This window comes from Aquimarina sp. MAR_2010_214 (assembly GCF_002846555.1).
GTDB lineage: Bacteria > Bacteroidota > Bacteroidia > Flavobacteriales > Flavobacteriaceae > Aquimarina.
In genome coordinates, this window is sequence record NZ_PJMS01000001.1 from 1,960,731 (window position 1) to 1,982,930 (window position 22,200).

Consider the following 22,200-nt stretch of genomic DNA (forward strand, 5'->3'; position numbering starts at 1 on the left):
TTTTATGTTACAAAAAATGCTGTTGGTTTCAGTTGTACTTACATTATTTTCTATAAAGTCAATCTCAGCTCAGGATGATTTGAAATTACAGGCTATACTCTTGGATTCTACGCTTACTAAAAATGCTAATGCTATTGTGAGATCTGAAGAAGTAGTTATTGAAATTAGTTCGATTCGATCAGTGACCGTAAAAACTAAAAGGATAGTTACGGTTCTTAATAAATTAGGTAATAAGCATGCGGATTTTTATGAACCCTATGATCCTGATACTAAAATCAAGCATGTTCAGGCTGTAGTATATGATGCTTCTGGAACAGAAATTAAGAAATATAAAAAGAAAGATTTTAGTGACAGAAGTATGTATGATGGTTTTTCATTGATAGGAGATAATAGATATATTTATTATGATCATACCCCAATAAGTTACCCATATACATTGGTATATGAAAGTGAAGTTGAATCTGCAAGCACTGTATTTATAGAACCTTGGTTTCCGATTAAAAACTACCGTCTTAGTATAGAAAAAGCATCTTATAAAGTGGTGAATCCTAAAAAGATTTCATTAAGAAGCAAAGAGAAATCGTTGGATAAATATTCAGTTTCTATAGAAAAAGAAGATCAGGAAGTATCCTATAGCTTGTCTAATGTACCGGCGTTAGAAAAAGAATATGGAAGCCCTTCTTTAACAGAATTGGTTCCATATGTAAGAGTTGCATTAGGAGAATTTTCCTTAGTTAATGTAGATGGTGTCGCACAGGATTGGAAATCTATGGGGAAATGGCAGTACCATAACTTAGTTTTTGGACGTGATGAATTACCAGAAGAGACCATTCAAAAAATAGGAGCTTTAGTTGCAGATGCAGCTACCAAAAAAGAAAAGGCGAAACGTATTTATGAATATGTGCAAAATAAAACACGATATATAAGCGTACAGCTTGGTATAGGTGGATGGATGCCAATGAAGGCCGCAGATGTTGATCGATTGGGATATGGAGATTGTAAAGCACTTACTAATTATACCAAAGCATTATTAGAAAGTCAAGAAGTATTGTCATATTATACAGTAGTATATGGGGATCGAAACAAAAAAAATATTGATCCTGAATTTGCATCTATGGAAGGTAACCATGTAATCTTAAATATTCCAGATGAAGAAGAGGATATATGGCTAGAATGTACCAGCCAGACGATGCCATTTAATTTTATTGGCGATTTCACAGATGATAGAAATGTTTTGGTAATAAAACCTGAAGGAGGCGAAATCAAAAGAACTAAAAAATATAAACCGGAAGAAAATAAACTTCATACAACAGCAACAGTGAATCTGGGAGAAGATAAATCTATGTCGGCAATTGTTAAAAGAATATCTCATGGATTAGAGTATGATTGGAATTATGGTGTTCAGTTTGAAACACCAAAAGATCAAAAACTGTATTATAAAAAAAACTGGGGGTACATTAATGGTTTAGAAATCAATAATATAAAATTGAGTGATGATAAAGATATAGTTGAATTTGTAGAAAATATAGATGTTTCGAGTGTATCTTATACTAAAAAAATTGGAAAACGATTATTGATATCTCCTAATCTTTTTAGTTGTGATCAAAGTAACTTACCTAAATATCAAGATAGAGAAACAGCATTGGTTATACCAAGAGGTTATGTCAATACAGACGAATATATAATTAATATACCAACAGGGTATATAATAGGTAATTTGCCAGAAAAAAAATCAATAGAAACTGAATTTGGTAGGTATTCCTGTCAATTAGAAAAATTGAATGATACACAACTCAAATTTACACGGTTTTTAAAAATTACTGATGGTACTTTTCCTAAAGAAAAATATGAGAACTATAGAATATTTAGATCTGAAATTAAAAAAACAGATAAATCGAAAATAGTACTAAAACAATCATGAAATCTTCACCAATAAGCTAATATGAAAAATAATAATAAATTGATAATATGTCTTGCTTTTATAGTGTCAATGACTTGTTATGCGCAAGAATATAAATTTGGGAAAGTTTCTAAAGAAGAACTTTTAGAAACCGTATACGATAAAGATAGCTCAGCAAATGCTGTAGTACTTTATGAAAAGAAAAATATACATTTTGAATATAATAAAAGTAATGGCTTTGAAGTAATAACAGAAGTTTTTAAAAGAATAAAACTATACAATAAAGAAGGTTATGAAAATGCTACTGAAGAAATTTATTTATACAAAAATAATAGTGATAAAGAAAGAGTAAGTAACCTGAAGGGAGTAACCTATAGTTTGACTGGAGGTAATGTAACAGAAACAAAACTTAAAAAGGATGGGATATTTGAAGAAGAATTTTCTGAAAACAGAGATTTGGTAAAATTTACGATGCCATCATTGCAGGAAGGATCTGTTATCGAATATAAGTATAAAATAATATCACCTTTCAATTATTATATCGATAGAATTTATTTACAATACAATATTCCTATAAAGAAAATATCGGTGAAAGTTGAAACTCCGGAGTATTTTAATTTTAAAAAGAGAACCGTTGGATATTTACCGATAAATTTAAAAGAATCTAATAGTAACGGAGAAATAAACTTTGTGTCTAAATATAGATCTACGGGAAGAACTAGTTCAACTTCATATTCAAATAGTACAGTAGATTATGTAATTAATGTAAATGCAGTTGGTAATACTAATGTTCCTGCATTTAAAAAAGAACCTTTTGACGGTAATTCGGATAACTATATTTCTTCACTAGTGTATGAACTACAATCTACAAAATTTCCAAATAGCACAGTGAAAAATTATTCTACCACTTGGGAAGATGTTGCAAAAAAAATATACAGTAGCTCTAAGTTTGGAGGTGAGTTAAAGAAAGTGAATTATTTTAAAGAAGATATTGATCAGTTAATTAGCGGAGTTAGTGACCCTAAAAAGAAAGCCGGACTGATTTATACATTTGTAAAAAAGAAGATGGTATGGAACAAGAAAAATAGAGTTTATGCCAATGGTGGAGTCAAGAAAGCATATAAAGAAGGTACAGGTAATGCAGCAGAGATTAATTTGATGTTAATGGCAATGCTTAAATATGCTAAAGTCGATACAAATCCGATATTAGTAAGTACTAGTGATAGGCTTATTTCTTTATTTCCAACCTTAAATGGTTTTAATTATGTAATAGCTCGTGTAAAATTACCAGATGGAAATATTTTATATTTGGATGCTACTGATAAACATGGGTTACCAAACATTCTTCCTAATAGAGTAATACAAGGTGCAGCAAGAATTATAGCTAAGAATGGTACATCGCAGTACCTGAACCTTAGACCTAAAAAAGCATCTGCTAATCAGTATAGTATGCAGTATGATATCGATGATCAAGGAACGGTAGTGGGAAAATTAAATATGCGCCATAAAGATTACCTTGCTCATAGTTTTAGAGTAAATAATAGTGAGAAAGATATTGAATCTAATACTAAGAGATTACAGAAGAGATACGAGATTACTGAGGTGAATCAATATACACAAAAAGGTGTTAAAGAATATGGGAAAGGTGTTAACGAACGATTTAGCTTTTCTTTGGATAATCAAGTCGAAGCTATAGATGGTGAAATGTTCTTTACGCCACTATTGTTTCTAAGAGATAAAGAAAATATATTTAAATCAGATGAGCGTAAGTATCCTATAGATTTTGCTTTTGGATATTCAAACGCTTATGTGGTAAATATAAAAATCCCCGAAGGTTATGAAATAGTAGAGTTTCCTAAGTCTGAAAAAATTAAAATGCCAGAAGGACTAGGAGAGTTTTCTTTTATATCTTCGGCAGGAAATGGATTTTTACAACTAAGAATAACTGAAACCATAAATTCGCCATTAATTCTGGCAGAACATTATCCGGTTTTGAAACAGTTCTATAATAAGCTTGTAGAAAAAGAAAATGAACAGGTGGTTCTTAAAAAAATATAGTGATGAATATTGTAAATGCACAACAGGCCGTTGATGATTGGATCAAGAATCATGGAGTTCGGTATTTTAATGAGCTAACCAATATGGCGCAGCTTACAGAAGAAGTGGGAGAAGTAGCTAGAATTATAGCACGACGTTATGGTGAGCAAAGTGAAAAAGAAAGTGATAAAAATAAAGATCTTGGAGAAGAATTGGCTGATGTTTTGTTTGTAGTGTTATGCCTGGCTAATCAAACAGGGATTAACCTTCAGGAAGCTTTTGATAAAAAGCTGGATATCAAAACAAAAAGAGACCATAATCGTCACCATAATAACGAAAAATTAAAATAATGTTTGCATCAATTCTTTCGTCAAAAAGATACTGGTCTACCGTGTTTTTTGTAGGATTTAGTTTTATAATTATTTTTAGTGTTATTGAGTATTTTATGCAATATAGTAGTGCTGCTTGGGATACTTTTATAGAAGAAAGAATCAATGATCAACAATGGGTTAGGTATATGATATCTCGAATCGTAGGAGGATTAGTATACGGGATGATCATGGGATATTATTTTGAATTAAGAAAACGGAAATCAAATCGATAAAATGAATTTGAAATTAGAACATATTCCGAATATTGAAAGCAATACACTGCAGATTACGGGATCAAAAAGTGAAACAAATAGACTGCTAATACTCCAGGCATTATATCCTAGTATAAGTATCGAAAATGTATCTAATAGTGATGATTCTGAGTTAATGCAAAAAGCATTGCAAAGTGATGAACTCATTGTGGATATCCATCATGCAGGTACAGCAATGCGTTTTCTTACGGCGTATTTTGCAATTAACGAAGGTAGAGAAACTGTACTCACAGGAAGTAAAAGAATGAAAGAAAGACCAATTAAAATATTGGTCGAAGCATTGCAACAACTAGGGTGTGAGATTAGTTATGAAAACGAACAGGGGTATCCTCCGATACGTATTCATGGCAAGCAACCCAAAACAAATTCTGTTTCTTTACAAGCAAATGTGAGTAGTCAGTACATTTCGGCATTAATGCTAATTGCTTCCTCTTTGCCCAGTGGATTAGAAATTTTATTAGAAGGAAAAGTAACTTCTGTGCCTTATATTAATATGACATTAAGTTTGTTAAATGATGCTGGTATTAAGGGTGTTTTTAAAGACAATAAAATTACTATTAATCCTTGTAAAGAAATTTCTCCTAAAAATATTGTAGTAGAATCAGATTGGAGTTCTGCCTCCTATTTTTATAGTATTGTTGCTTTATCTGATAATAAATCTGTCACTATTGGAAGTTATAAAGAACAGAGCTATCAAGGAGATGCTAAGCTTGCAGAAATCTACAAAAACCTAGGAGTAGAAACGACTTTTGATCAAAATACAATTACCTTAAAAAAGATATCGGGTAAACCCCAGGAGCTTCAGGATGGATTAGATTTGTCTAATTCTCCCGATATTGCTCAAACAATAGCAGTAACTTGTTTTGGATTAGGTATTGGATGCTACCTTACTGGATTGCATACATTAAAAATAAAAGAAACGGATCGTCTTGAGGCCTTAAAAAATGAAATTGAAAAATTAGGAGGGCAAATTCATATTACTGAGAATTCTCTTCGTTTAGAGCCTTCTGCATTAATGAAAAAAGATAAAACTGTTGCAACGTATCATGATCATCGTATGGCTATGGCATTTGCTCCTCTTGCACTTAAAACGTCATTATATGTCGAAGATGCTAATGTTGTTTCTAAATCCTACCCCGATTTTTGGTTAGATTTAGAGAAATTAGGATTTAAAATTTCAGAAGCATAAAGAGGGTTAAAGCTGGTTAGTAGGTGCTAGCTAAGGTGTTTTGAAGGCGAATTTTTATAGGATAATTAAAAAACAGTACCTCTGGATATGTAAATATATTCTAATTTACTTGACAACCCCTATCGCAAGATTGTATATTTGCACCTTCAAAAAATAAATACGAATGAAGCTATCACATTTCAATTTTAATCTTCCACAAGATTTATTGGCTGAGTATCCAGCTGAAAACAGAGATGAATCTCGCCTAATGGTTCTTAATAGAAAGGATCAAACCATAGAGCATAAACAGTTTAAAGATCTTATAGATTATTTTGAGCCAAATGATGTGATGGTTGTTAATAATACTAAAGTTTTTCCGGCCAGATTGTACGGTAATAAAGAGAAGACAGGAGCTAGAATTGAAGTATTCTTATTACGAGAATTAAATTCTGAAACAAGACTTTGGGATGTACTCGTTGATCCAGCTAGAAAAATACGTATTGGTAATAAACTGTATTTTGGAGATGATGAGAGTTTGGTGGCAGAGGTAATAGATAATACAACATCTAGAGGACGTACATTACGTTTTCTGTATGACGGTTCCTATGATGAATTTAGACAAAAACTTAATGATTTGGGAGAAACACCTCTGCCAAAATACATTAAAAGAGATGCAGAACCCGAAGATGAAGAAAGATATCAAACTATATATGCTAAAAATGAAGGTGCTGTTGCTGCACCGACTGCCGGACTTCATTTTTCTAAACATTTAATGAAAAGACTAGAAATCAAAGGAGTTGATTTTGCAGAAATTACATTACATGTAGGTTTAGGAACATTTAACCCTGTTGAGGTTGAAGATTTATCTAAACATAAGATGGATAGCGAAGAAGCATATGTAACAGCTAAAGCTGCGCATACTATTAATAATGGGATAGAAAATAAAAGAAGAATTTGTGCTGTAGGAACCACAGTAATGAGAGCTCTCGAAAGCTCGGTGTCATCTGACAGAACCTTAAATGAGTTTAGAGGATGGACCAATAAATTTATTTTTCCTCCTTATGATTTTAGTATTGCAAATTGTATGATTACAAATTTTCACACGCCTAAATCTACTTTATTAATGATGGTGTCGGCATTTGCAGGACATGATTTTATTAAAGAAGCATATGAAGAAGCAGTGAAAGAAAAATATAAATTTTATTCTTATGGTGATGCTATGCTAATCATCTAAAAGTATAAAATGAATAATATTAAAAACCTTGCTAAACCATAAAACCAGCAAGGTTTTTTTGTATGTTTCTAGAAATTAGTCTATTAAATTGCATTTTTCGCAAAAAAAATACTATTTTCGAGCCCTCAATAAATTACGGTAAAACCGTAATTTATTGAGGGTCAGAAAGCAGTTAATATAGATTTTTGACGAAATACATGCTAGATGAGGCTTATAAACGTACTTTTTATAAATTTGTATCGTTTTTTTGTATGTTCCAATTATGAAAAAAGAACTAAACCTAATTATAGAATGAAAGAAGTAATTTATTACGTAGCATTTTTTAGTATTGTTTTTTCTTATGCCCAAACTAAGGTTGGTAGTGTTAGCTTTAATGATGTTGATGTTTTTAATGAATCAGAGTTAATGCTTAATGGTGCTGGGTCGACAGAAAAATTATATGCTATGGCATTATATTTGGACTTTGAAGTGGATGGAGTAGAAGATGGGGTTATGGTAGCAGAAAAGGATGTTACTATGGCTATTACAATTAAGATTATTTCTTCAATTACTGATAGTGAGTTTAAAGGTATTATAAGAAATGGTCTAGAAAGAGCTACAGATGGTAATAGTTACTTGTTAGAAAACCAAATAAGAGATTTTTTAAATCTTCTTCCTAATGAGATAAATAGATTTGATATTTACAAAATTTTGTATGTCAAAGGCGGAAAATTAACTCTTTATAAAAACAAGGAATTGCTAGGAACAATAAATAGTAAGGAATTCAAAAAAGCCTTGTTCAAAATTTGGTTAGGAGAAAACCCTATTGATCTAAAATTAAAAGAAGATTTACTTGCTTCTTATGAGCCTAACCCTATACTAGGAAGGTGGAAAACATATGATAAAAAAACAGGGGTTGCTATTAGTATTGTTCAATTATATGTTATAGACAAAAAAGTGTATGGGGCAATACAGAGGATGATGCGTATATCAGAAAGAGACGCGATCTGTTATGAATGCCAGGGTGCTGATAAAAATCAAAATGTAGAAGGGTTGGTAATTTTGAAAGGGTTAAGGTTAAAAGGAAATAGATACGTAAATGGAAAATTTACAGATATAAAAAACGGTAAAGTTTCAGAATGCCAAATATGGATTGATGAGGATGAATCAAATATACTTAAAGTTAAGTATAAAGGTGGAGGTGGAGTCCATGAATGGAAAAGAATAAAAAAATAAGATAATCATTATAATATACTACTAAAATTCCCTGGATACTTTTTCCGGGGTTTTTTGATCGCTATAATAAAGAACGAAGATGTAGGCTACGGTACCATTTATCTTTATACTTTTGCAGAAGTTATGAATGTGAAGAAAAAAGACATAAGAACCTTAACCAAAGATCAGTTACGGCTTTTTTTTGAAGAAAATGGAGATAAATCTTTTAGAGGAAATCAGGTTTATGAATGGCTATGGAGTAAAGGGGCTCATAGTTTTAATGATATGACCAATATTTCTAAAGCTACTCGAAAAATACTTGAGGAAAACTTTGTGATCAATCATATTCGGGTTGACCAAATGCAACGAAGTACAGATGGTACGATTAAAAATGCAGTAAAATTACATGATGGATTAATAGTAGAATCAGTGCTAATTCCTACCCCAACCAGAACTACAGCTTGTGTGTCGTCTCAAGTTGGATGTAGCTTGGATTGTAAATTTTGTGCAACAGCTCGACTAAAAAGAATGAGAAACCTAAATCCTGATGAAATTTATGATCAGGTAATGGCGATTGATAAAGAAAGTCGATTATATCATGATCGTCCCTTGTCAAATATTGTGTTTATGGGTATGGGAGAGCCTTTAATGAACTATACTAATGTATTAAAAGCTATTGATAAAATTACTTCTCCAGAAGGATTAGCAATGTCCCCAAAAAGAATCACATTATCTACTTCTGGTGTGCCAAAAATGATTAAAAAAATGGCAGATGATGAAGTGAAATTTAAATTAGCAGTCTCATTGCATTCTGCAATAGATGAAGTAAGGACATCAATAATGCCTTTTAATGAAACATTTCCACTTATAGATCTTAAAGAAGCATTAGAATATTGGTATGAAAAAACAAAGAGTAGAATCACTTATGAGTATGTTGTTTGGAAAGGGATAAATGATAGAAAAGAAGATATAGATGCTTTGATACGATTCTGTTCTTATGTTCCATGTAAAGTAAACCTGATAGAATATAATCCAATTGATGATGGAGCATTTCAACAGGCATCAAACAAAACAATAGATAATTATATTAATGCACTAGAATCTCATGGTATTGTTATAAATGTTCGCCGCAGTCGTGGAAAAGATATAGACGCAGCTTGTGGTCAGTTAGCTAACAAATCCTAGCTATATTTTTAAATTAGGGTGATATTCTTGATATATAGCAGTATCAGTTTCAAAGAAAAACTATTTACATTATCTTCGCATTACTATAGAAAACAGAATCAAGTACAGCATATTGAAAGTTGTAGAACAAATAAAATTACCAATCATTGATGAAATGGAGCTTTTTGAACAAAAGTTTTCAGAATCAATGACATCTAAGGTAGCCTTACTCAATAGAATTACACATTATATTGTAAATAGAAAAGGTAAGCAAATGCGACCTATGTTTGTTTTTCTGGTTTCTAAAATGGTATCTGGAGGAGACGTAAACGAACGAACATATCGTGGAGCTTCGGTAATCGAATTGATCCATACCGCAACCTTGGTTCATGACGATGTTGTTGATGATTCTAATCAAAGACGAGGCTTTTTCTCTATTAATGCCTTATGGAAAAACAAAATAGCAGTTTTAGTAGGAGATTACCTATTGTCAAAAGGATTGTTACTCTCTATTGATTCTGGAGATTTTGATCTTTTAAAAATTATTTCGGTAGCAGTCAGAGAAATGAGTGAAGGAGAACTGTTACAAATCGAAAAAGCTAGAAATCTTGATATCACAGAAGAGATATATTATGAAATTATCCGCCAGAAGACAGCAACTCTAATAGCAGCATGTTGTAGCTTGGGAGCATGTTCTGTAGCCCCTGATTCTGATGATGTTGAAAAAATGAGAAAATTTGGAGAACTCATCGGAATGGCTTTTCAGATTAAAGATGATTTATTTGATTATGGTGATACAGCTATAGGAAAACCTACCGGGATTGATATTAAAGAACAAAAAATGACACTCCCTCTTATCTACACACTAAATCACTGCACTAAAGAAAAAAAGAAGTGGCTTATTAACTCGGTAAAAAATCATAATAAAGATAAAAAAAGAGTTAAAGAAGTTATAGACTTTGTAAAAATAAGTGGAGGATTAGAGTACGCTATTAAAATAATGCATCAATTTAAAAATGAAGCACTTTCCATCTTATCAGAATATCCAGATTCAGACTATAAATCTTCTCTAGAACTTATGGTTGATTATGTTATCGACCGAAAAAAATGATTAGAAACTTTTTAGTATTAAAAAAATGGAACGCAATGAGCGTACAATGAGTTTGTTAAGAAAAAAAGATTTCAATTACCTCTAGATATTTATAATGCAACACGAATTATTTTAAATACGAGGCAACCTTTTTATTTTTATTCTCGTCTATGTAAATAGAAGATCTAATTAATTGACTTTATATTGAAAGTTATTCAATTTTATAAAAGCGAAACCCAGCTCATTAAAAGGGCGGCAAAGCAATATCGCGATGCACAGCATCAGTTATATAATCAATATGCACCCAAAATGCTTAGTGTGTGCAGACGATATATTAAGGATATTCATTTTGCCGAAGAAGTAATGCTTGGAGGGTTTTTAAAAGTTTTTATGAATCTGAATAAATTTAAATTCGAAGGAAGTTTTGAAGGATGGGTACGAAGAATTATGGTTAATGAATCTATCTCTTTTTTAAGAAAAGAAAAACAGGTTCTTTTTACAGAAGAAATAACAAGCTATACTGAAGAATCCTGGAACAATATTAATACAGAATTGGAAGTAGAACAAATTCAGGAACTGATAGATAGTTTGCCAGAAGGGTATAGGATGGTATTTGTGTTATACGCTATAGAAGGATACAAACATAATGAGATAGCAAAGATGTTAGAGATTTCTGAAAATACTTCAAAGTCTCAACTGTTTAAAGCAAGGAGAACGTTACAGCAAAAGTTAAACCAACAAAATAAGATAAGTAATGGCGCCATTGAAATTTGAGGAAAAGATGAAAGAAAAGCTGGAGCAACGCCCTATAAAGCCTTCGAGTGATTCTTGGGAGCGATTAACAACGCAGTTAGACAGCGCAAGAAAACAAAAAAAAGAAAGTAAAAAAATCCAATGGTATAGTATTGCAGCAATCTTTGTTGGAGTTTTAATTCTGACTTCAATACTGGTGAACCAAAATCCAGTTTCAGAACAAGATAACACTCAATTTGTTGATAATAATAATGAGGTTATAAAAAAAGAAAGTACAGAGGTAGTCGAAAATAAGGAAACAGAACAAAAAGTTATAGAGAAAAGTGATTCTAAAGCTTTTGAAGAAAATCCAATATCGAATAATATTGTGACATCCTCTCTTAAAAAAGAAAAAGAAAGTCTTAAAAAGAAAAATGTTCCCTCAGAACTAATAATGCATGAGGATAAGACTGCAAAAAAGGTATTAGGAAATAGGAATTATGATACTGAGTTAGTAGAAAATCATAAAAATGCCAATACGATTAAAAACAAAATTTTACCGGTAGATTCTTTGATAATTGAAGATAAAGTAGCAGGAGTAGTGGCACAAATTCAAGAGCTTCAAAAAAACAATACTCAAGTAACCGATGATGAAATTAATAGGTTATTACTTGAAGCTCAACGGGAAATTTCAGTAGAAAAAATATTAAAATCTACTACAGTGAGTGCATCAAATCTTCTACAGGATGTAGAAGCAGAACTTGATGAAACTTTTAAACAACGTGTTTATGAAGCGCTTAAAACAGGTTTTCAGAAAGTTAAGACAGCAGTAGTAGAAAGAGATAATTAAAATCATTCATCAATCAAATAACCCGTAATCTCCCTATTATAATAGGGAGATTACAAATAAAATTCAAAAAAATGAAGACGATAGTTACAATAGCTACATTTGTGGCCATGGCACTTTTTGCCCAATTGTCAAGAGGGCAGGAAGTAAGTGATAATAAAGTAATAGAGCAATTGAAACAGCAGAAAGAGCGCGTTATCAATGCGGAAAAAGAAGCATTAAAAAGGGAAGTAGAAGAAATTAATGAAAAGTTTGTAAATAACGAAATAACCAAAGAAGCTGCACAAAAACTTAAAGAAGAAGTTGCTAAGACGCATGCTCTTAATATTGAAAATAGATTAGCTATTATTGATAATAAGATTGCATTATTAGAACGTAATGGATTAGAGAATGTAAATACCGAAGATCCTAAAATCTTTTTAGGTTTAAATACACAAGAAGAAAATGCAGATGTGATATTGGGATTAAAGATAAATACGGGAAAGGAAAGAAAAATAAAATATGATAGGCGTACATCATCAAATTTGGTAATTGCTTTTGGACTTAACAATGCAATTGTAGATGGGCAATCATTGGATGATTCTGATTATAAAATTTCTGGAAGTAGGTTCTTTGAAATTGGATGGGCCTGGAAAACAAGAGTATTTAGAAATACCAACTTCCTAAGAGTTAAATACGGAATTTCATATACTTCTAATGGTTTAAAACCTACAGATAATAGATATTTTGTAGAAAATGGTAATCAAACAACATTAGAAGAATTTAGAGTAGAATTGGATAAATCCAAATTTAGAATGGATAATCTTGTGATTCCTGTACATTTTGAATTTGGTCCGTCAAAAGTAACAGAGACAGAAAAAAGTATACGATATTCTACAAAAAAAAGATTTAGAATAGGTCTAGGGGGATATGCCGGAGTAAATATAAGTACTCGCCAAAAATTAAAATATAAAGAAAACGGCGATCGGGTTAAAGATAAAATTAAAAGAGATTATAATACTAGTGATTTGATATATGGATTAAGTGGATATATTGGTTTTGGGGATATATCTATATATGCCAAATATGATCTGTCTCCAATTTTTAAAAATGCAGAGGTTGAACAAAACAATGTGTCGTTGGGATTGCGTTTTGACTTTTAATCGATAAATAAATAGGTATACTTACCCGTATATTTTATAAAATTAATAAACTTTTATAGATGAAATAGTTTTTCTTTAATGAAGTAGAAATGAGTAATAATTATTTTAAAAGAGCGATATCATGATATCGCTCTTTTAGTTTTTAAGTTTTATTGGTTATTTGAGTTATGATTCTCATACCTTTATTTGAAGGCTACCCCATCAGGTCTATATGCTAAACATGTATGTTTTGTCGTTGAATAATTTACTAAAAATGATTTTTTGTTAAATATTTATATAAAAGCGCAACCCCTAATTTGATTATGGTTTTAACGTAATCATTTGATTGTAAGTATTTTATGACAATTTATTTTTTTGTTTCTGGATGAAATATTTTATATTTATCCAAAGTCATAGTTGAAATAATTCTTTCCAAATTAAATAACGATTCTATATTTTTTGCCTCAAAATGTAGACGTTGCTACTTATGTTGAGATTGGTGCAAAATTGAACAATTAACCAAATTTCACTCATATGAAAACTAAATTTTTTTATCTAGTATTGTTTGCGTTTTGCAGCTTCGGGCTGCTTGCTCAAAAGGGAACTCCTGTAAAAGCTAATTCTGTAAGTACAGCAGCTTATAAAAGAGATATCCCGGCATTTTCTAAAATGAAAAATATTATTTCTGCTAAAGGGCTTGATCATGTTGCCCCCAAAAAACGTAGAGGAAGTAATACTTTTGTTCCAGGAAAAGGATTCCCTAAAGGAAATGATCCACTTATCGAGCAACAAAAAAGCGCTCGTAAAATGGCAATTCGAGCTCCGTTAGCATCTTTTGATGCCCATGTTGGAACTGTATTAAATGATGCAACAGGGGCTATTGGCCCTAATCATTATGTGTATGCATTTAACTCTGGTTTTGGTATCCTCGATAGAGCGGGTAACGTTCTATTGGCTGAAGCCTCTTTAGGAACCTTGTTCCCTGGAGAAACATTAGGAGATCCTGTAGTGGTATACGATAACTTCGCCGATAGATTTATTATCATGGAGTTTAGTAACTCACCAAATGGATTTTTAATAGCAGTCTGTAAAGGACCAGATCCGGTAAATGATGGATGGTCTACCTATAGATTTAATACAGGAACATTTCCTGATTATGAAAAATTATCTATTTGGAGTGATGGGTACTACATTACTGCAAATAAGGATCAAAATGCTCCAGATACTAATGATGTAGTATTTGTAGTAGAACGAGATAAGATGATTGCAGGAGATGCATCGGCTCAAATGGTAAATTTTCCATTACCAGGAGCAAAAACCAATGGGTTTTATAGTCCAGGTGGATTTAATGCTACAGGTACAACACTTCCTCCGGCAGGTGTAGGTTGTTCTATCGTGTATATGCAAGATGATAGTTGGACTGGTATTTCAACAGATCACCTAAAAGTATGGACAACCAGTGTAAATTGGACGACTCCTGCGAATTCAACAATCTCACAACCGCAAGAGATTGCTACTGCACCATTTGATAGTGTATTTGATAATGGATCTTTTCAAAACCTTGACGAACCAGGTAGTGGACCAGACATAGATGCATTGCAGGCAACTATGATGTATATGACAAATTACAGACGTTTTGGAACTCATAACTCTGTGGTAATGAACTTTGTGGTAGACTTAAATGGTAATGATAGTCTAGCAGGTATTCGTTGGTATGAACTTAGACAAACGGCAGATGGGCAACCTTGGACTATTTATCAAGAAGGTACATATACACAACCAGATGGACTTAGTGCTTTTTGCGGAAGTATTGCTCAGGATTCACAAGGTAATATAGGGCTTGCATATACAGTAGTAAGCACTAGTGTGTATACTTCATTACGATACACAGGTCGATTAGCTAATGACCCAGTAGGAACGATGACTGTTGCAGAACAGGTTTCTGCAGACGGAGATAGCCAGAATAACAGAAGTGATGGCCGTTATGGAGATTATGGGCAAATGACTATTGATCCATTAGATGATAAAACTTTCTGGCATATTAGTGAGTATATGAAAGGACCATCTCCTAATGTAAGAAAGAGTCATGTTGTTGCTTTTAAAATTGAACCAGATATTCCGGATACAGAAGCTCCTACAGTTCCTGCTAATCTAACTGCATCTAATACTACTGATGTTTCTACTTCACTGAGTTGGGATGCATCTACTGATAATGTGGGAGTTACTGCATATGATGTATATCAAGGTGCTACAGTAGTAGCAACTGTAGCTACAACTACAGCGGATATTACAGGGTTAACAGCAAGTACATCTTATGATTTCTCTGTAAAGGCAAAAGATGCTGCAGGAAATGAATCTGCTGCAAGTGCAACACTTACTGTTACTACAGTTGCGCCAGATACTCAGGCACCAACTGTACCTGCAAATTTAACAGCATCTAATACTTCAGCAGGTCAGACGACCTTAAACTGGGATGCATCTACTGATAATGTGGGTGTTGCAGGATATGATGTATTACAAGATGGAGCGGTAGTTGCAACAGTAGCTACTACAACTACTGTAGTAACAGGACTTTCTCCTGAGACTACATATGAGTTTAAGGTATCAGCTAAAGATGCTGCAGGAAACGAATCAGCTGCCAGTACACCAATAAGTGTAACTACCCTAGCTGCAACAGGATGTTTAAATGGAGTTGCTGTTCCATATAGTGAAAGTTTTGAAACTAATTTAGGTGCTTGGACTCAGGATTCAGGAGATGATTTGGATTGGGCAAGAGATTCTGGTGGTACACCTTCTAATAATACAGGACCTTCAAGTGCAGATGATGGATCAACTTATATTTACGTAGAAGCATCTGGAAATAATACAGGATACCCAAACAAAAGAGCTATTCTTAATTCTCCTTGTATTGACCTTAGCGGTTCTACAGCAGCGGTATTTTCATTTAGTTATCATATGTATGGTGCTACCAATTTTGGATCACTAGATGTTGAAGCAAGTAATGATGATGGAGTTACCTGGACAAGCATTTGGAATAAAAGCGGAAATCAAGGGAACTCATGGCAGTCGGCTACAATAGATTTGGCAGCTTATCTTGGGGTTGGACTACGATTACGATTTAATCGTGTAACTGGGAATACTTGGCAAGCTGATGCAGCAATAGATAAAATATCACTTACTAGTGATGCTACCGGAAATTGCGCTACGGGTGATTTATCCCTAAGTATAACATTTGATAACTATCCAGAGGAGACTTCTTGGACATTAACAGATGCAGGAGGTACAACAGTAGCTTCAAAAAGTTACTCTACAGCAAATCCAGATGGATCTACTGTTACAGAAACTATTAGTGCACCAGCTTCAGGAAGCTATACCTTTACAATGTCTGATGCTTTTGGAGACGGGATTTGCTGTTCATATGGTAATGGTTCTTATACCTTGTCAAGCAGTGCAGGTACTATTGCATCAGGAGGAGAGTTTACAAGTTCTGATGCTACAGAGTTCTGTGTTCAGGGAACAAGTTTAAGATTAGACACTTATGAATTAACAGATGTTGATTCGAATGATAAACGATTTATGTTATATCCAAACCCAACTAAAGGTATTTTAAATATATCAGTTGGTAAGACACCAATCCAAAAACTAGAGATTTTCTCTATGTTTGGCCAAAAGGTTCGTAGCATTGATGATCAGGGAATTAAGCAAATCGATGTAAGTAACCTTACTGCAGGAACTTATTTTGCGAGAATTACTGCTAAAGAAACTATTATTACAAGAAGTTTTATTGTAACAAAATAATTTCTAAACAAATAAAAACTGATGTTAAGAGGTTGTCTTTTTAGACAGCCTCTTTTTTTATTAAATCAAGAAGAGGACGGTGTCTCAGGAATTATATTATTTTTGCGTTGAACTTGTTGATATAGATAAAAACAAATTTTTGTAGTAGGGTTCACAATAGAGTGTTTACTACCACATATTAATTATATAATACCAGATAATGATCCATAAGTCTACTATAGATGCTGTATTCGAAACTGCTCGGTTAGAAGAAGTAATAGGTGACTTTGTACAATTGAAAAAAGCAGGGAGTAATTTTAAAGGATTAAGCCCATTTAGTGATGAAAGAACCCCTTCTTTTATGGTGTCACCTGTAAAGCAGATTTGGAAGGATTTTTCTAGTGGAAAAGGAGGTAATGTGGTCGCTTTTTTGATGGAACATGAGCATTTTACATATCCAGAAGCCATAAAATATTTGGCCAAAAAATATAATATAGAATTTGAAGAAACCGAGCAAACAGATGAACAAAAACAGCAGGCAGATGAAAGAGAAAGTATGTACTTGGTTAGTGAGTTTGCTAATACTTTTTTTCAGAATTCTTTACTTAAAACAGAGCAAGGTAAAGCCATTGGTTTAACCTATTTTAGAGAACGTGGATTTACCGAAGAAACTATAAAAAAGTTTGGATTGGGGTATTCTCCTGATGTTTGGGATGCATTTACTGCAGCGGCTATTAAAAAAGGATATCAATTAAACTATCTGGAGAAAACTGGTCTTACCATAGTAAAAGAAGAAAAACAATTTGATCGCTTCAAAGGAAGAGTGATGTTTCCTATTCAATCAATGTCTGGTCGAGTTTTGGGCTTTGGAGGGAGAATTTTAACCAATGAGAAAAAAGCAGCAAAATATCTTAACTCCCCAGAGAGTGATATTTACCATAAAAGTAAGGTGCTTTATGGAATTTATCATGCAAAACAAACTATTGCCAAAGAAGATAACTGTTATCTTGTAGAAGGGTACACAGATGTTATTCAATTTAATCAAACAGGAGTGACTAATGTGGTTTCTTCATCAGGTACAGCATTAACATCAGATCAAATTCGCTTAATTAGCAGGCTAACCAAGAATATCACAGTACTGTTTGATAGTGATGCTGCTGGAATGAGAGCATCTATACGGGGGATTGATTTGATTCTTGAGCAAGGAATGAATGTTAAAGTCTGTAGTTTTCCTGATGGGGAAGATCCAGATAGTTTTGCCAAGCAAAATACACTAGAAGAACTAACCGAATATCTCGAAGAGAACGTTCAGGATTTTATTAGTTTTAAAGCGTCACTATTGCAACAAGAATCTAAGAACGATCCTATTAAGAGGGCAGAATTGATTAGAGATATGGTAACTAGTATTTCTAAAATCCCGGATGTGATCAAACGAGAAATTTATGTCAAAGAATGTTCTCGAATAATGGATGTTTCTGAAGATGTGTTGTTTGATACTTTGGCACAAATTCGTAATGTTGATGTAAAAGAAGATCGTAAACAGCAAAAACAACACCAGAAGTCACTAGAAGTTGTAAAAACAGAAGCTGTAAAGTCTCCAAAGGTCGATGAACAATATGAACTGGAGCGAAAGATAATAGAGATATTATTACTTTACGGAAACCGTGAAGAAGAGTTTGAAGATCTTGTCTTAAAAGAAAATGATGAAGGAGATCTTGTTTTAGAACCAGAAGTGCATACCACAAAAGTGTTTGAGAAAATATATCTCGATCTCCAGGATGATGAAGTAGAATTTACCAACAATAGTTTTAAAGATATATATGCTGTTTTGATTGAACAATTACATCAAAATGAGGAATTTAAAATCGAAAGCTTCATTAATCATATAGCCCCAGAAATAGCCTCAGAAATTACTGCTATCTTGATGAATGAGGAACGATATACATTGCATAGATGGGTAGATATGGAAATTCATGTAAAACAAAAGGATTTTACGATAGCTCAGTATGTAAGTGATATTATTTTAAATCTACGAAGATTCCTGATTAGTCAAAAAGTAGAAGAGCTCTCACAAGAAGTGAAAGCTCCAAATACCGATGCCGATAATAATCAAGAAACCATACAGGATATCATGGATTATCTGTCATTAAAAAGAATATTATCTGAGAAGCTAAATCGTGTAGTTTAGCTAATATGTAATAATCTGGATTGATGAATTAGATCAGCAAGATTATCCACTTTTAGTTTTTTGAGTAGTCGCGTCTTATACGTACTTACCGTTTTTTCATTAATAGATAATGTAGAAGCTATATCTTTATTGCGTTTTCCAGAAGATAATAGGTTGAGTACTTCTATTTCTCGGGAGGATAGTTTCTTATATTTAACGACCATATTGTTTTCATTAGCATTTCCATTTGCTAACTGTTGTGTAAGGTTGTCATTTAAATATATACCACCTCTAGCAACGCGTTCGATTGCTTTTTTAAGTGTTTTTGTTGGTACTGTTTTGGATAAGTATGCAGAAGCTCCTGCTTTAATAGCACTTAGAGCATACATTTCTTCAGGATGAGAACTAAAAATAATTACTTTGATTCTAGGAAATTCTTTTTTAATTGTTCTCAATGCCATAATTCCATTGATTTGAGGTAAATCTAACTCCATAATGAGGACATCTGGAGTACTAGCTTTCAAAACATCATACATCTCGTTTCCGTTACTTACTTTGCCAATGATCTCATAATCTTCTGAGTTGCGAAATAAAGAAACGATCCCCTTCCTTGTAATTGGATGATGATCTGCGATTAATACGGTTGTCATTCTTGTTTACGATTGTTTGTTAGTTTAATTTTAAGAGTTTAACATCTTAGGCTAGGGGTAATTTTTAAATCTTTGTGCAAAATTACTAAGAACTAGTCCTCGTAAACTTTTTTTTATGCGTTTATCGATAAAATGTTAATTATAATAGATTAACGGGTATTTTACACACCGGAATAGGGGTCATTTTGTGTTGGTTTACGGTATTTAGACGGATGAAAATTTTAAAAACCTCTTGCTCTCTTCCTTCAAAATCATCAATATCTTTGCCTTCATCTTTCATTTTCATAGCCCATTCTAATTCATCATAACTTGCTCCAATTTGATCTTCATCACTTCTGCTATCCCCAAATAAACCATCGGTTGGAGAGGCAATTTGTATAGAATTTGGAACTCCTAGAGCTTCTCCTATTGTGTAGACTTCACTTTTTAACAAATTTGCAATTGGACTTAAATCCACCCCGCCATCTCCATATTTGGTGTAAAAACCAACTCCAAAATCTTCAACTTTATTACCTGTTCCTGCAACTAGATATTTGTATAAACCAGCGAAGTAATATAATGTAGACATTCTTAATCGTGCTCTGGTATTTGCTAATGACAGATCAAGCTGTGCACTAGGAGTTGTTTCAGGAACAACAGATTTAAATTCTTCAAAAACAGGAGTTAGATCAACTCTAGTGTCAGAAACATTAGGAAACTTTTCTTTTAAATAAGCAATGTGCTCTTGTGCTCTGGTTACCTGACTCTGTGCTTGATGAATGGGCATTTCTACACAAAGTGTTTTTAATCCTGTTTTTGCGCATAAAGAAGAAGTAACAGCACTATCAATTCCTCCGCTTACACCAATAACAAAACCTTCTATGTTAGCATTAGTAGCATACTCTTTTAACCAGTTTACAATATGATCAATTACTTTTTCTGTTTGCATTCTCTGTTGTTTGTTAATGTTAATTTAAATCTGAATACTAAAATTATTTCAATTTTATACTTCGTATTTCGATCTTTGCCTGTGGTAATTTGATATCTTACCTTTGCGAATATAAAATTAATAAAAAAAGATGGCGTTTTGGAATAGTAGAAATTATTTAGAGAGATATTATAATTTTGGAATGAATAGTATTAAGTATTTAAAGTTTGCCATTGTTTTTTGTGTATTATTTTCTTGCTCAAGCGAAAGTAAAGTAGATAAAGAAGTTGCTGAAATCCCGGTAGAGATTAAAATTGAACGTTTTGATCGATTATTTGCTGAAGTAACGCAAGAAAACTTACCTGATCTTAAAAAAGAATATCCTTTTTTATTTTCAGAAAAGTATGCGGATAGTGTGTGGGTCAAAAGATCTCGAGATACAATACAGCAAGAAGTGAACAAAGAAGTAGAAAAAACTTTTTCTGATTTTTCTTCAGAGGAAAATGAATTGCATTCACTTTTTCAGCGTATTAAATATTATTTCCCAGAAATTAAAGAACCTAGAGTGGTTACAATTACCAATGATGTAGATTATCATAATAAGGTGGTACTTTCAAAAGGATTACTTATTATTTCATTGGATACCTATTTAGGTAAGGATCATCATTTCTATGAAGGAATTCAAAAATATTTAAGACAGCATTTTGATAGGCAATATATAGTGCCAGATGTAGCTTCTATGTATGCCAAAAATCAGATAGGACCGATCAGAGATAGAACATTTTTGGGTAATCTTGTATCCTTTGGAAAAGAACTGTATCTAAAAAATTTGCTTTTACCCGGTTTTAGCGATGCCAGAAAAATAGGATATACCGAAGAACAGTATGCCTGGGCAAAAGCTAATGAAGAACAAATCTGGAGGTATTTCATAGATCGCCAATTATTATATAGTACAGATAGTACTCTTATGCCTAGATTTTTATACCCTGGGCCTTTTTCAAAATTTTATTTAGAAGAAATTGATAAAGAAGCGCCAGATAGAATAGGGCAATTTATAGGATGGAGGATTGTAACTTCGTATATGAAAAATAACAATGTATCTTTGCGGCAATTAATAGTGGCAGATGCCGAAACGATTTTTAACAGATCAAAATATAAACCCAAAAAATAATGGCGAACAATCATAAATCAGAAATAAAAATAGATATAGAGTTAGATGAAAATAGAATTCCAGAAAAATTAAAGTGGACAGCACAAGATGGAGGTGTAGAGAACGAAGAGACCAAAGCAATGCTGCTATCTGTATGGAATAGCGAGAATAAAGAAAGTCTTCGTATTGATTTATGGACCAAAGATATGCCCGTAGACGAAATGAAGATCTTTTTTCATCAAACATTAGTCGCTATGAGCGATACTTTTTATCGAGCTACCCAAGACGAAAAAATGTCGGCAACTATGAAAGATTTTTGTGATTACTTTGCTGAAAAACTAGAGCTTAAGCAAAAATAATGATTTGTTTTTTTTTGAAATGTTTCATCAACTTTGTTGACTAAATGTCCAAAATCGAAA

Annotated in this window: 19 protein-coding genes; 16 read left to right on the plus strand and 3 right to left on the minus strand. The window is 32.6% G+C overall.

Annotated features, from left to right (window positions below; translation table 11 throughout):
- Positions 1–4 precede the first annotated feature (4 nt).
- The 12 genes from ATE84_RS08210 to ATE84_RS08265 all read left to right on the plus strand — a co-directional run bounded on the left by ATE84_RS08210 (position 5) and on the right by ATE84_RS08265 (position 13,151).
- Positions 5–1,921: a DUF3857 domain-containing transglutaminase family protein gene (locus tag ATE84_RS08210; RefSeq protein ID WP_101447491.1), complete on the plus strand. Its 1,917-nt coding sequence runs from the start codon at positions 5–7 to the stop codon at positions 1,919–1,921.
- Positions 1,922–1,942: 21 nt separating this feature from the next.
- Complete coding sequence (locus ATE84_RS08215) at positions 1,943–3,958, plus strand: DUF3857 domain-containing protein (RefSeq protein ID WP_101447493.1); 2,016 nt, start codon at positions 1,943–1,945, stop codon at positions 3,956–3,958.
- A gap of 2 nt (positions 3,959–3,960) precedes the next feature.
- Entirely contained in the window at positions 3,961–4,287 is a 327-nt protein-coding gene (locus tag ATE84_RS08220; RefSeq protein ID WP_101447495.1) for a nucleotide pyrophosphohydrolase, read from the plus strand.
- Positions 4,287–4,541 (plus strand): hypothetical protein, encoded by a 255-nt coding sequence (locus ATE84_RS08225; protein ID WP_101447497.1) that lies wholly within the window; start codon positions 4,287–4,289, stop codon positions 4,539–4,541. Before ATE84_RS08220 ends, ATE84_RS08225 begins: the two co-directional genes overlap by 1 nt.
- Position 4,542: 1 nt before the next feature.
- On the plus strand, positions 4,543–5,769 hold the full coding sequence (locus tag ATE84_RS08230; RefSeq protein WP_101447499.1) for a 3-phosphoshikimate 1-carboxyvinyltransferase: 1,227 nt from the start codon (positions 4,543–4,545) through the stop codon (positions 5,767–5,769).
- Positions 5,770–5,932: 163 nt separating this feature from the next.
- A complete protein-coding gene (gene queA, locus ATE84_RS08235; RefSeq protein ID WP_101447501.1) occupies positions 5,933–6,982 on the plus strand; it encodes a tRNA preQ1(34) S-adenosylmethionine ribosyltransferase-isomerase QueA in 1,050 nt (349 codons plus the stop codon).
- A 291-nt stretch (positions 6,983–7,273) separates the two neighbouring features.
- A complete protein-coding gene (locus ATE84_RS08240; RefSeq protein ID WP_158237208.1) occupies positions 7,274–8,197 on the plus strand; it encodes a chalcone isomerase family protein in 924 nt (307 codons plus the stop codon).
- A 123-nt stretch (positions 8,198–8,320) separates the two neighbouring features.
- Positions 8,321–9,361: a 23S rRNA (adenine(2503)-C(2))-methyltransferase RlmN gene (gene rlmN / locus ATE84_RS08245; RefSeq protein ID WP_101450924.1), complete on the plus strand. Its 1,041-nt coding sequence runs from the start codon at positions 8,321–8,323 to the stop codon at positions 9,359–9,361.
- A gap of 112 nt (positions 9,362–9,473) precedes the next feature.
- The gene (locus tag ATE84_RS08250) at positions 9,474–10,451 is read left to right on the plus strand and encodes a polyprenyl synthetase family protein (RefSeq protein WP_101447505.1); all 978 of its coding nucleotides are present in this window, start codon (positions 9,474–9,476) and stop codon (positions 10,449–10,451) included.
- Positions 10,452–10,634: 183 nt separating this feature from the next.
- Positions 10,635–11,204 carry an RNA polymerase sigma factor gene (locus ATE84_RS08255; protein ID WP_101447507.1) on the plus strand — a complete coding sequence of 190 codons (570 nt, stop codon included), beginning with the start codon at positions 10,635–10,637 and terminating at the stop codon, positions 11,202–11,204.
- Complete coding sequence (locus ATE84_RS08260; RefSeq protein WP_101447509.1) at positions 11,185–12,012, plus strand: hypothetical protein; 828 nt, start codon at positions 11,185–11,187, stop codon at positions 12,010–12,012. The genes ATE84_RS08255 and ATE84_RS08260 overlap by 20 nt, the downstream gene beginning before the upstream one ends.
- A gap of 71 nt (positions 12,013–12,083) precedes the next feature.
- Complete coding sequence (locus ATE84_RS08265) at positions 12,084–13,151, plus strand: hypothetical protein (RefSeq protein ID WP_101447511.1); 1,068 nt, start codon at positions 12,084–12,086, stop codon at positions 13,149–13,151.
- Positions 13,152–14,520: 1,369 nt separating this feature from the next.
- Here ATE84_RS08265 and ATE84_RS26800 read toward each other — a convergent pair.
- Positions 14,521–14,628 carry a hypothetical protein gene (locus tag ATE84_RS26800; RefSeq protein ID WP_369828563.1) on the minus strand — a complete coding sequence of 36 codons (108 nt, stop codon included), beginning with the start codon at positions 14,626–14,628 and terminating at the stop codon, positions 14,521–14,523.
- A 554-nt stretch (positions 14,629–15,182) separates the two neighbouring features.
- Between ATE84_RS26800 and ATE84_RS26805 the strand changes: the two genes are divergently transcribed.
- A complete protein-coding gene (locus ATE84_RS26805; protein ID WP_369828564.1) occupies positions 15,183–16,928 on the plus strand; it encodes a T9SS type A sorting domain-containing protein in 1,746 nt (581 codons plus the stop codon).
- Positions 16,929–17,127: 199 nt separating this feature from the next.
- Positions 17,128–19,095: a DNA primase gene (gene dnaG, locus ATE84_RS08275; RefSeq protein ID WP_101447515.1), complete on the plus strand. Its 1,968-nt coding sequence runs from the start codon at positions 17,128–17,130 to the stop codon at positions 19,093–19,095.
- Here the strand turns inward: dnaG and ATE84_RS08280 are convergent.
- Together ATE84_RS08280 and nadE are read right to left on the minus strand one after the other, a co-directional pair.
- Positions 19,092–19,724: a response regulator transcription factor gene (locus ATE84_RS08280; protein WP_101447517.1), complete on the minus strand. Its 633-nt coding sequence runs from the start codon at positions 19,722–19,724 to the stop codon at positions 19,092–19,094. The genes dnaG and ATE84_RS08280 overlap by 4 nt on opposite strands.
- A 139-nt stretch (positions 19,725–19,863) precedes the next feature.
- The gene (nadE, locus tag ATE84_RS08285; RefSeq protein ID WP_101447519.1) at positions 19,864–20,652 is read right to left on the minus strand and encodes an NAD(+) synthase; all 789 of its coding nucleotides are present in this window, start codon (positions 20,650–20,652) and stop codon (positions 19,864–19,866) included.
- A gap of 181 nt (positions 20,653–20,833) precedes the next feature.
- On the opposite strand from nadE, the gene gldB reads away from it, so the two are divergent.
- Positions 20,834–21,802, plus strand: a complete 969-nt coding sequence (gldB, locus tag ATE84_RS08290) for a gliding motility lipoprotein GldB (RefSeq protein ID WP_101450926.1) — start codon at positions 20,834–20,836, stop codon at positions 21,800–21,802.
- Positions 21,802–22,140 (plus strand): gliding motility protein GldC, encoded by a 339-nt coding sequence (gene gldC, locus ATE84_RS08295; protein ID WP_101447521.1) that lies wholly within the window; start codon positions 21,802–21,804, stop codon positions 22,138–22,140. Before gldB ends, gldC begins: the two co-directional genes overlap by 1 nt.
- Positions 22,141–22,200 lie beyond the last annotated feature (60 nt).

Bases quoted from the DNA above. Each gene is read 5' to 3' on its own strand.
- ATE84_RS08230 (WP_101447499.1), top strand. From the start codon at position 4,543: ATGAATTTGAAATTAGAACATATTCCGAATATTGAAAGCAATACACTG.
- gldC (WP_101447521.1), top strand. From the start codon at position 21,802: ATGGCGAACAATCATAAATCAGAAATAAAAATAGATATAGAGTTAGAT.
- ATE84_RS08220 (WP_101447495.1), top strand. From the start codon at position 3,961: ATGAATATTGTAAATGCACAACAGGCCGTTGATGATTGGATCAAGAAT.
- ATE84_RS08265 (WP_101447511.1), top strand. From the start codon at position 12,084: ATGAAGACGATAGTTACAATAGCTACATTTGTGGCCATGGCACTTTTT.
- dnaG (WP_101447515.1), top strand. From the start codon at position 17,128: ATGATCCATAAGTCTACTATAGATGCTGTATTCGAAACTGCTCGGTTA.
- queA (WP_101447501.1), top strand. From the start codon at position 5,933: ATGAAGCTATCACATTTCAATTTTAATCTTCCACAAGATTTATTGGCT.
- ATE84_RS08210 (WP_101447491.1), top strand. From the start codon at position 5: ATGTTACAAAAAATGCTGTTGGTTTCAGTTGTACTTACATTATTTTCT.
- ATE84_RS08260 (WP_101447509.1), top strand. From the start codon at position 11,185: ATGGCGCCATTGAAATTTGAGGAAAAGATGAAAGAAAAGCTGGAGCAA.
- ATE84_RS08280 (WP_101447517.1), bottom strand. From the start codon at position 19,724: ATGACAACCGTATTAATCGCAGATCATCATCCAATTACAAGGAAGGGG.
- nadE (WP_101447519.1), bottom strand. From the start codon at position 20,652: ATGCAAACAGAAAAAGTAATTGATCATATTGTAAACTGGTTAAAAGAG.
- ATE84_RS26805 (WP_369828564.1), top strand. From the start codon at position 15,183: ATGAAAGGACCATCTCCTAATGTAAGAAAGAGTCATGTTGTTGCTTTT.
- ATE84_RS08215 (WP_101447493.1), top strand. From the start codon at position 1,943: ATGAAAAATAATAATAAATTGATAATATGTCTTGCTTTTATAGTGTCA.
- gldB (WP_101450926.1), top strand. From the start codon at position 20,834: ATGAATAGTATTAAGTATTTAAAGTTTGCCATTGTTTTTTGTGTATTA.
- rlmN (WP_101450924.1), top strand. From the start codon at position 8,321: ATGAATGTGAAGAAAAAAGACATAAGAACCTTAACCAAAGATCAGTTA.
- ATE84_RS08240 (WP_158237208.1), top strand. From the start codon at position 7,274: ATGAAAGAAGTAATTTATTACGTAGCATTTTTTAGTATTGTTTTTTCT.
- ATE84_RS08225 (WP_101447497.1), top strand. From the start codon at position 4,287: ATGTTTGCATCAATTCTTTCGTCAAAAAGATACTGGTCTACCGTGTTT.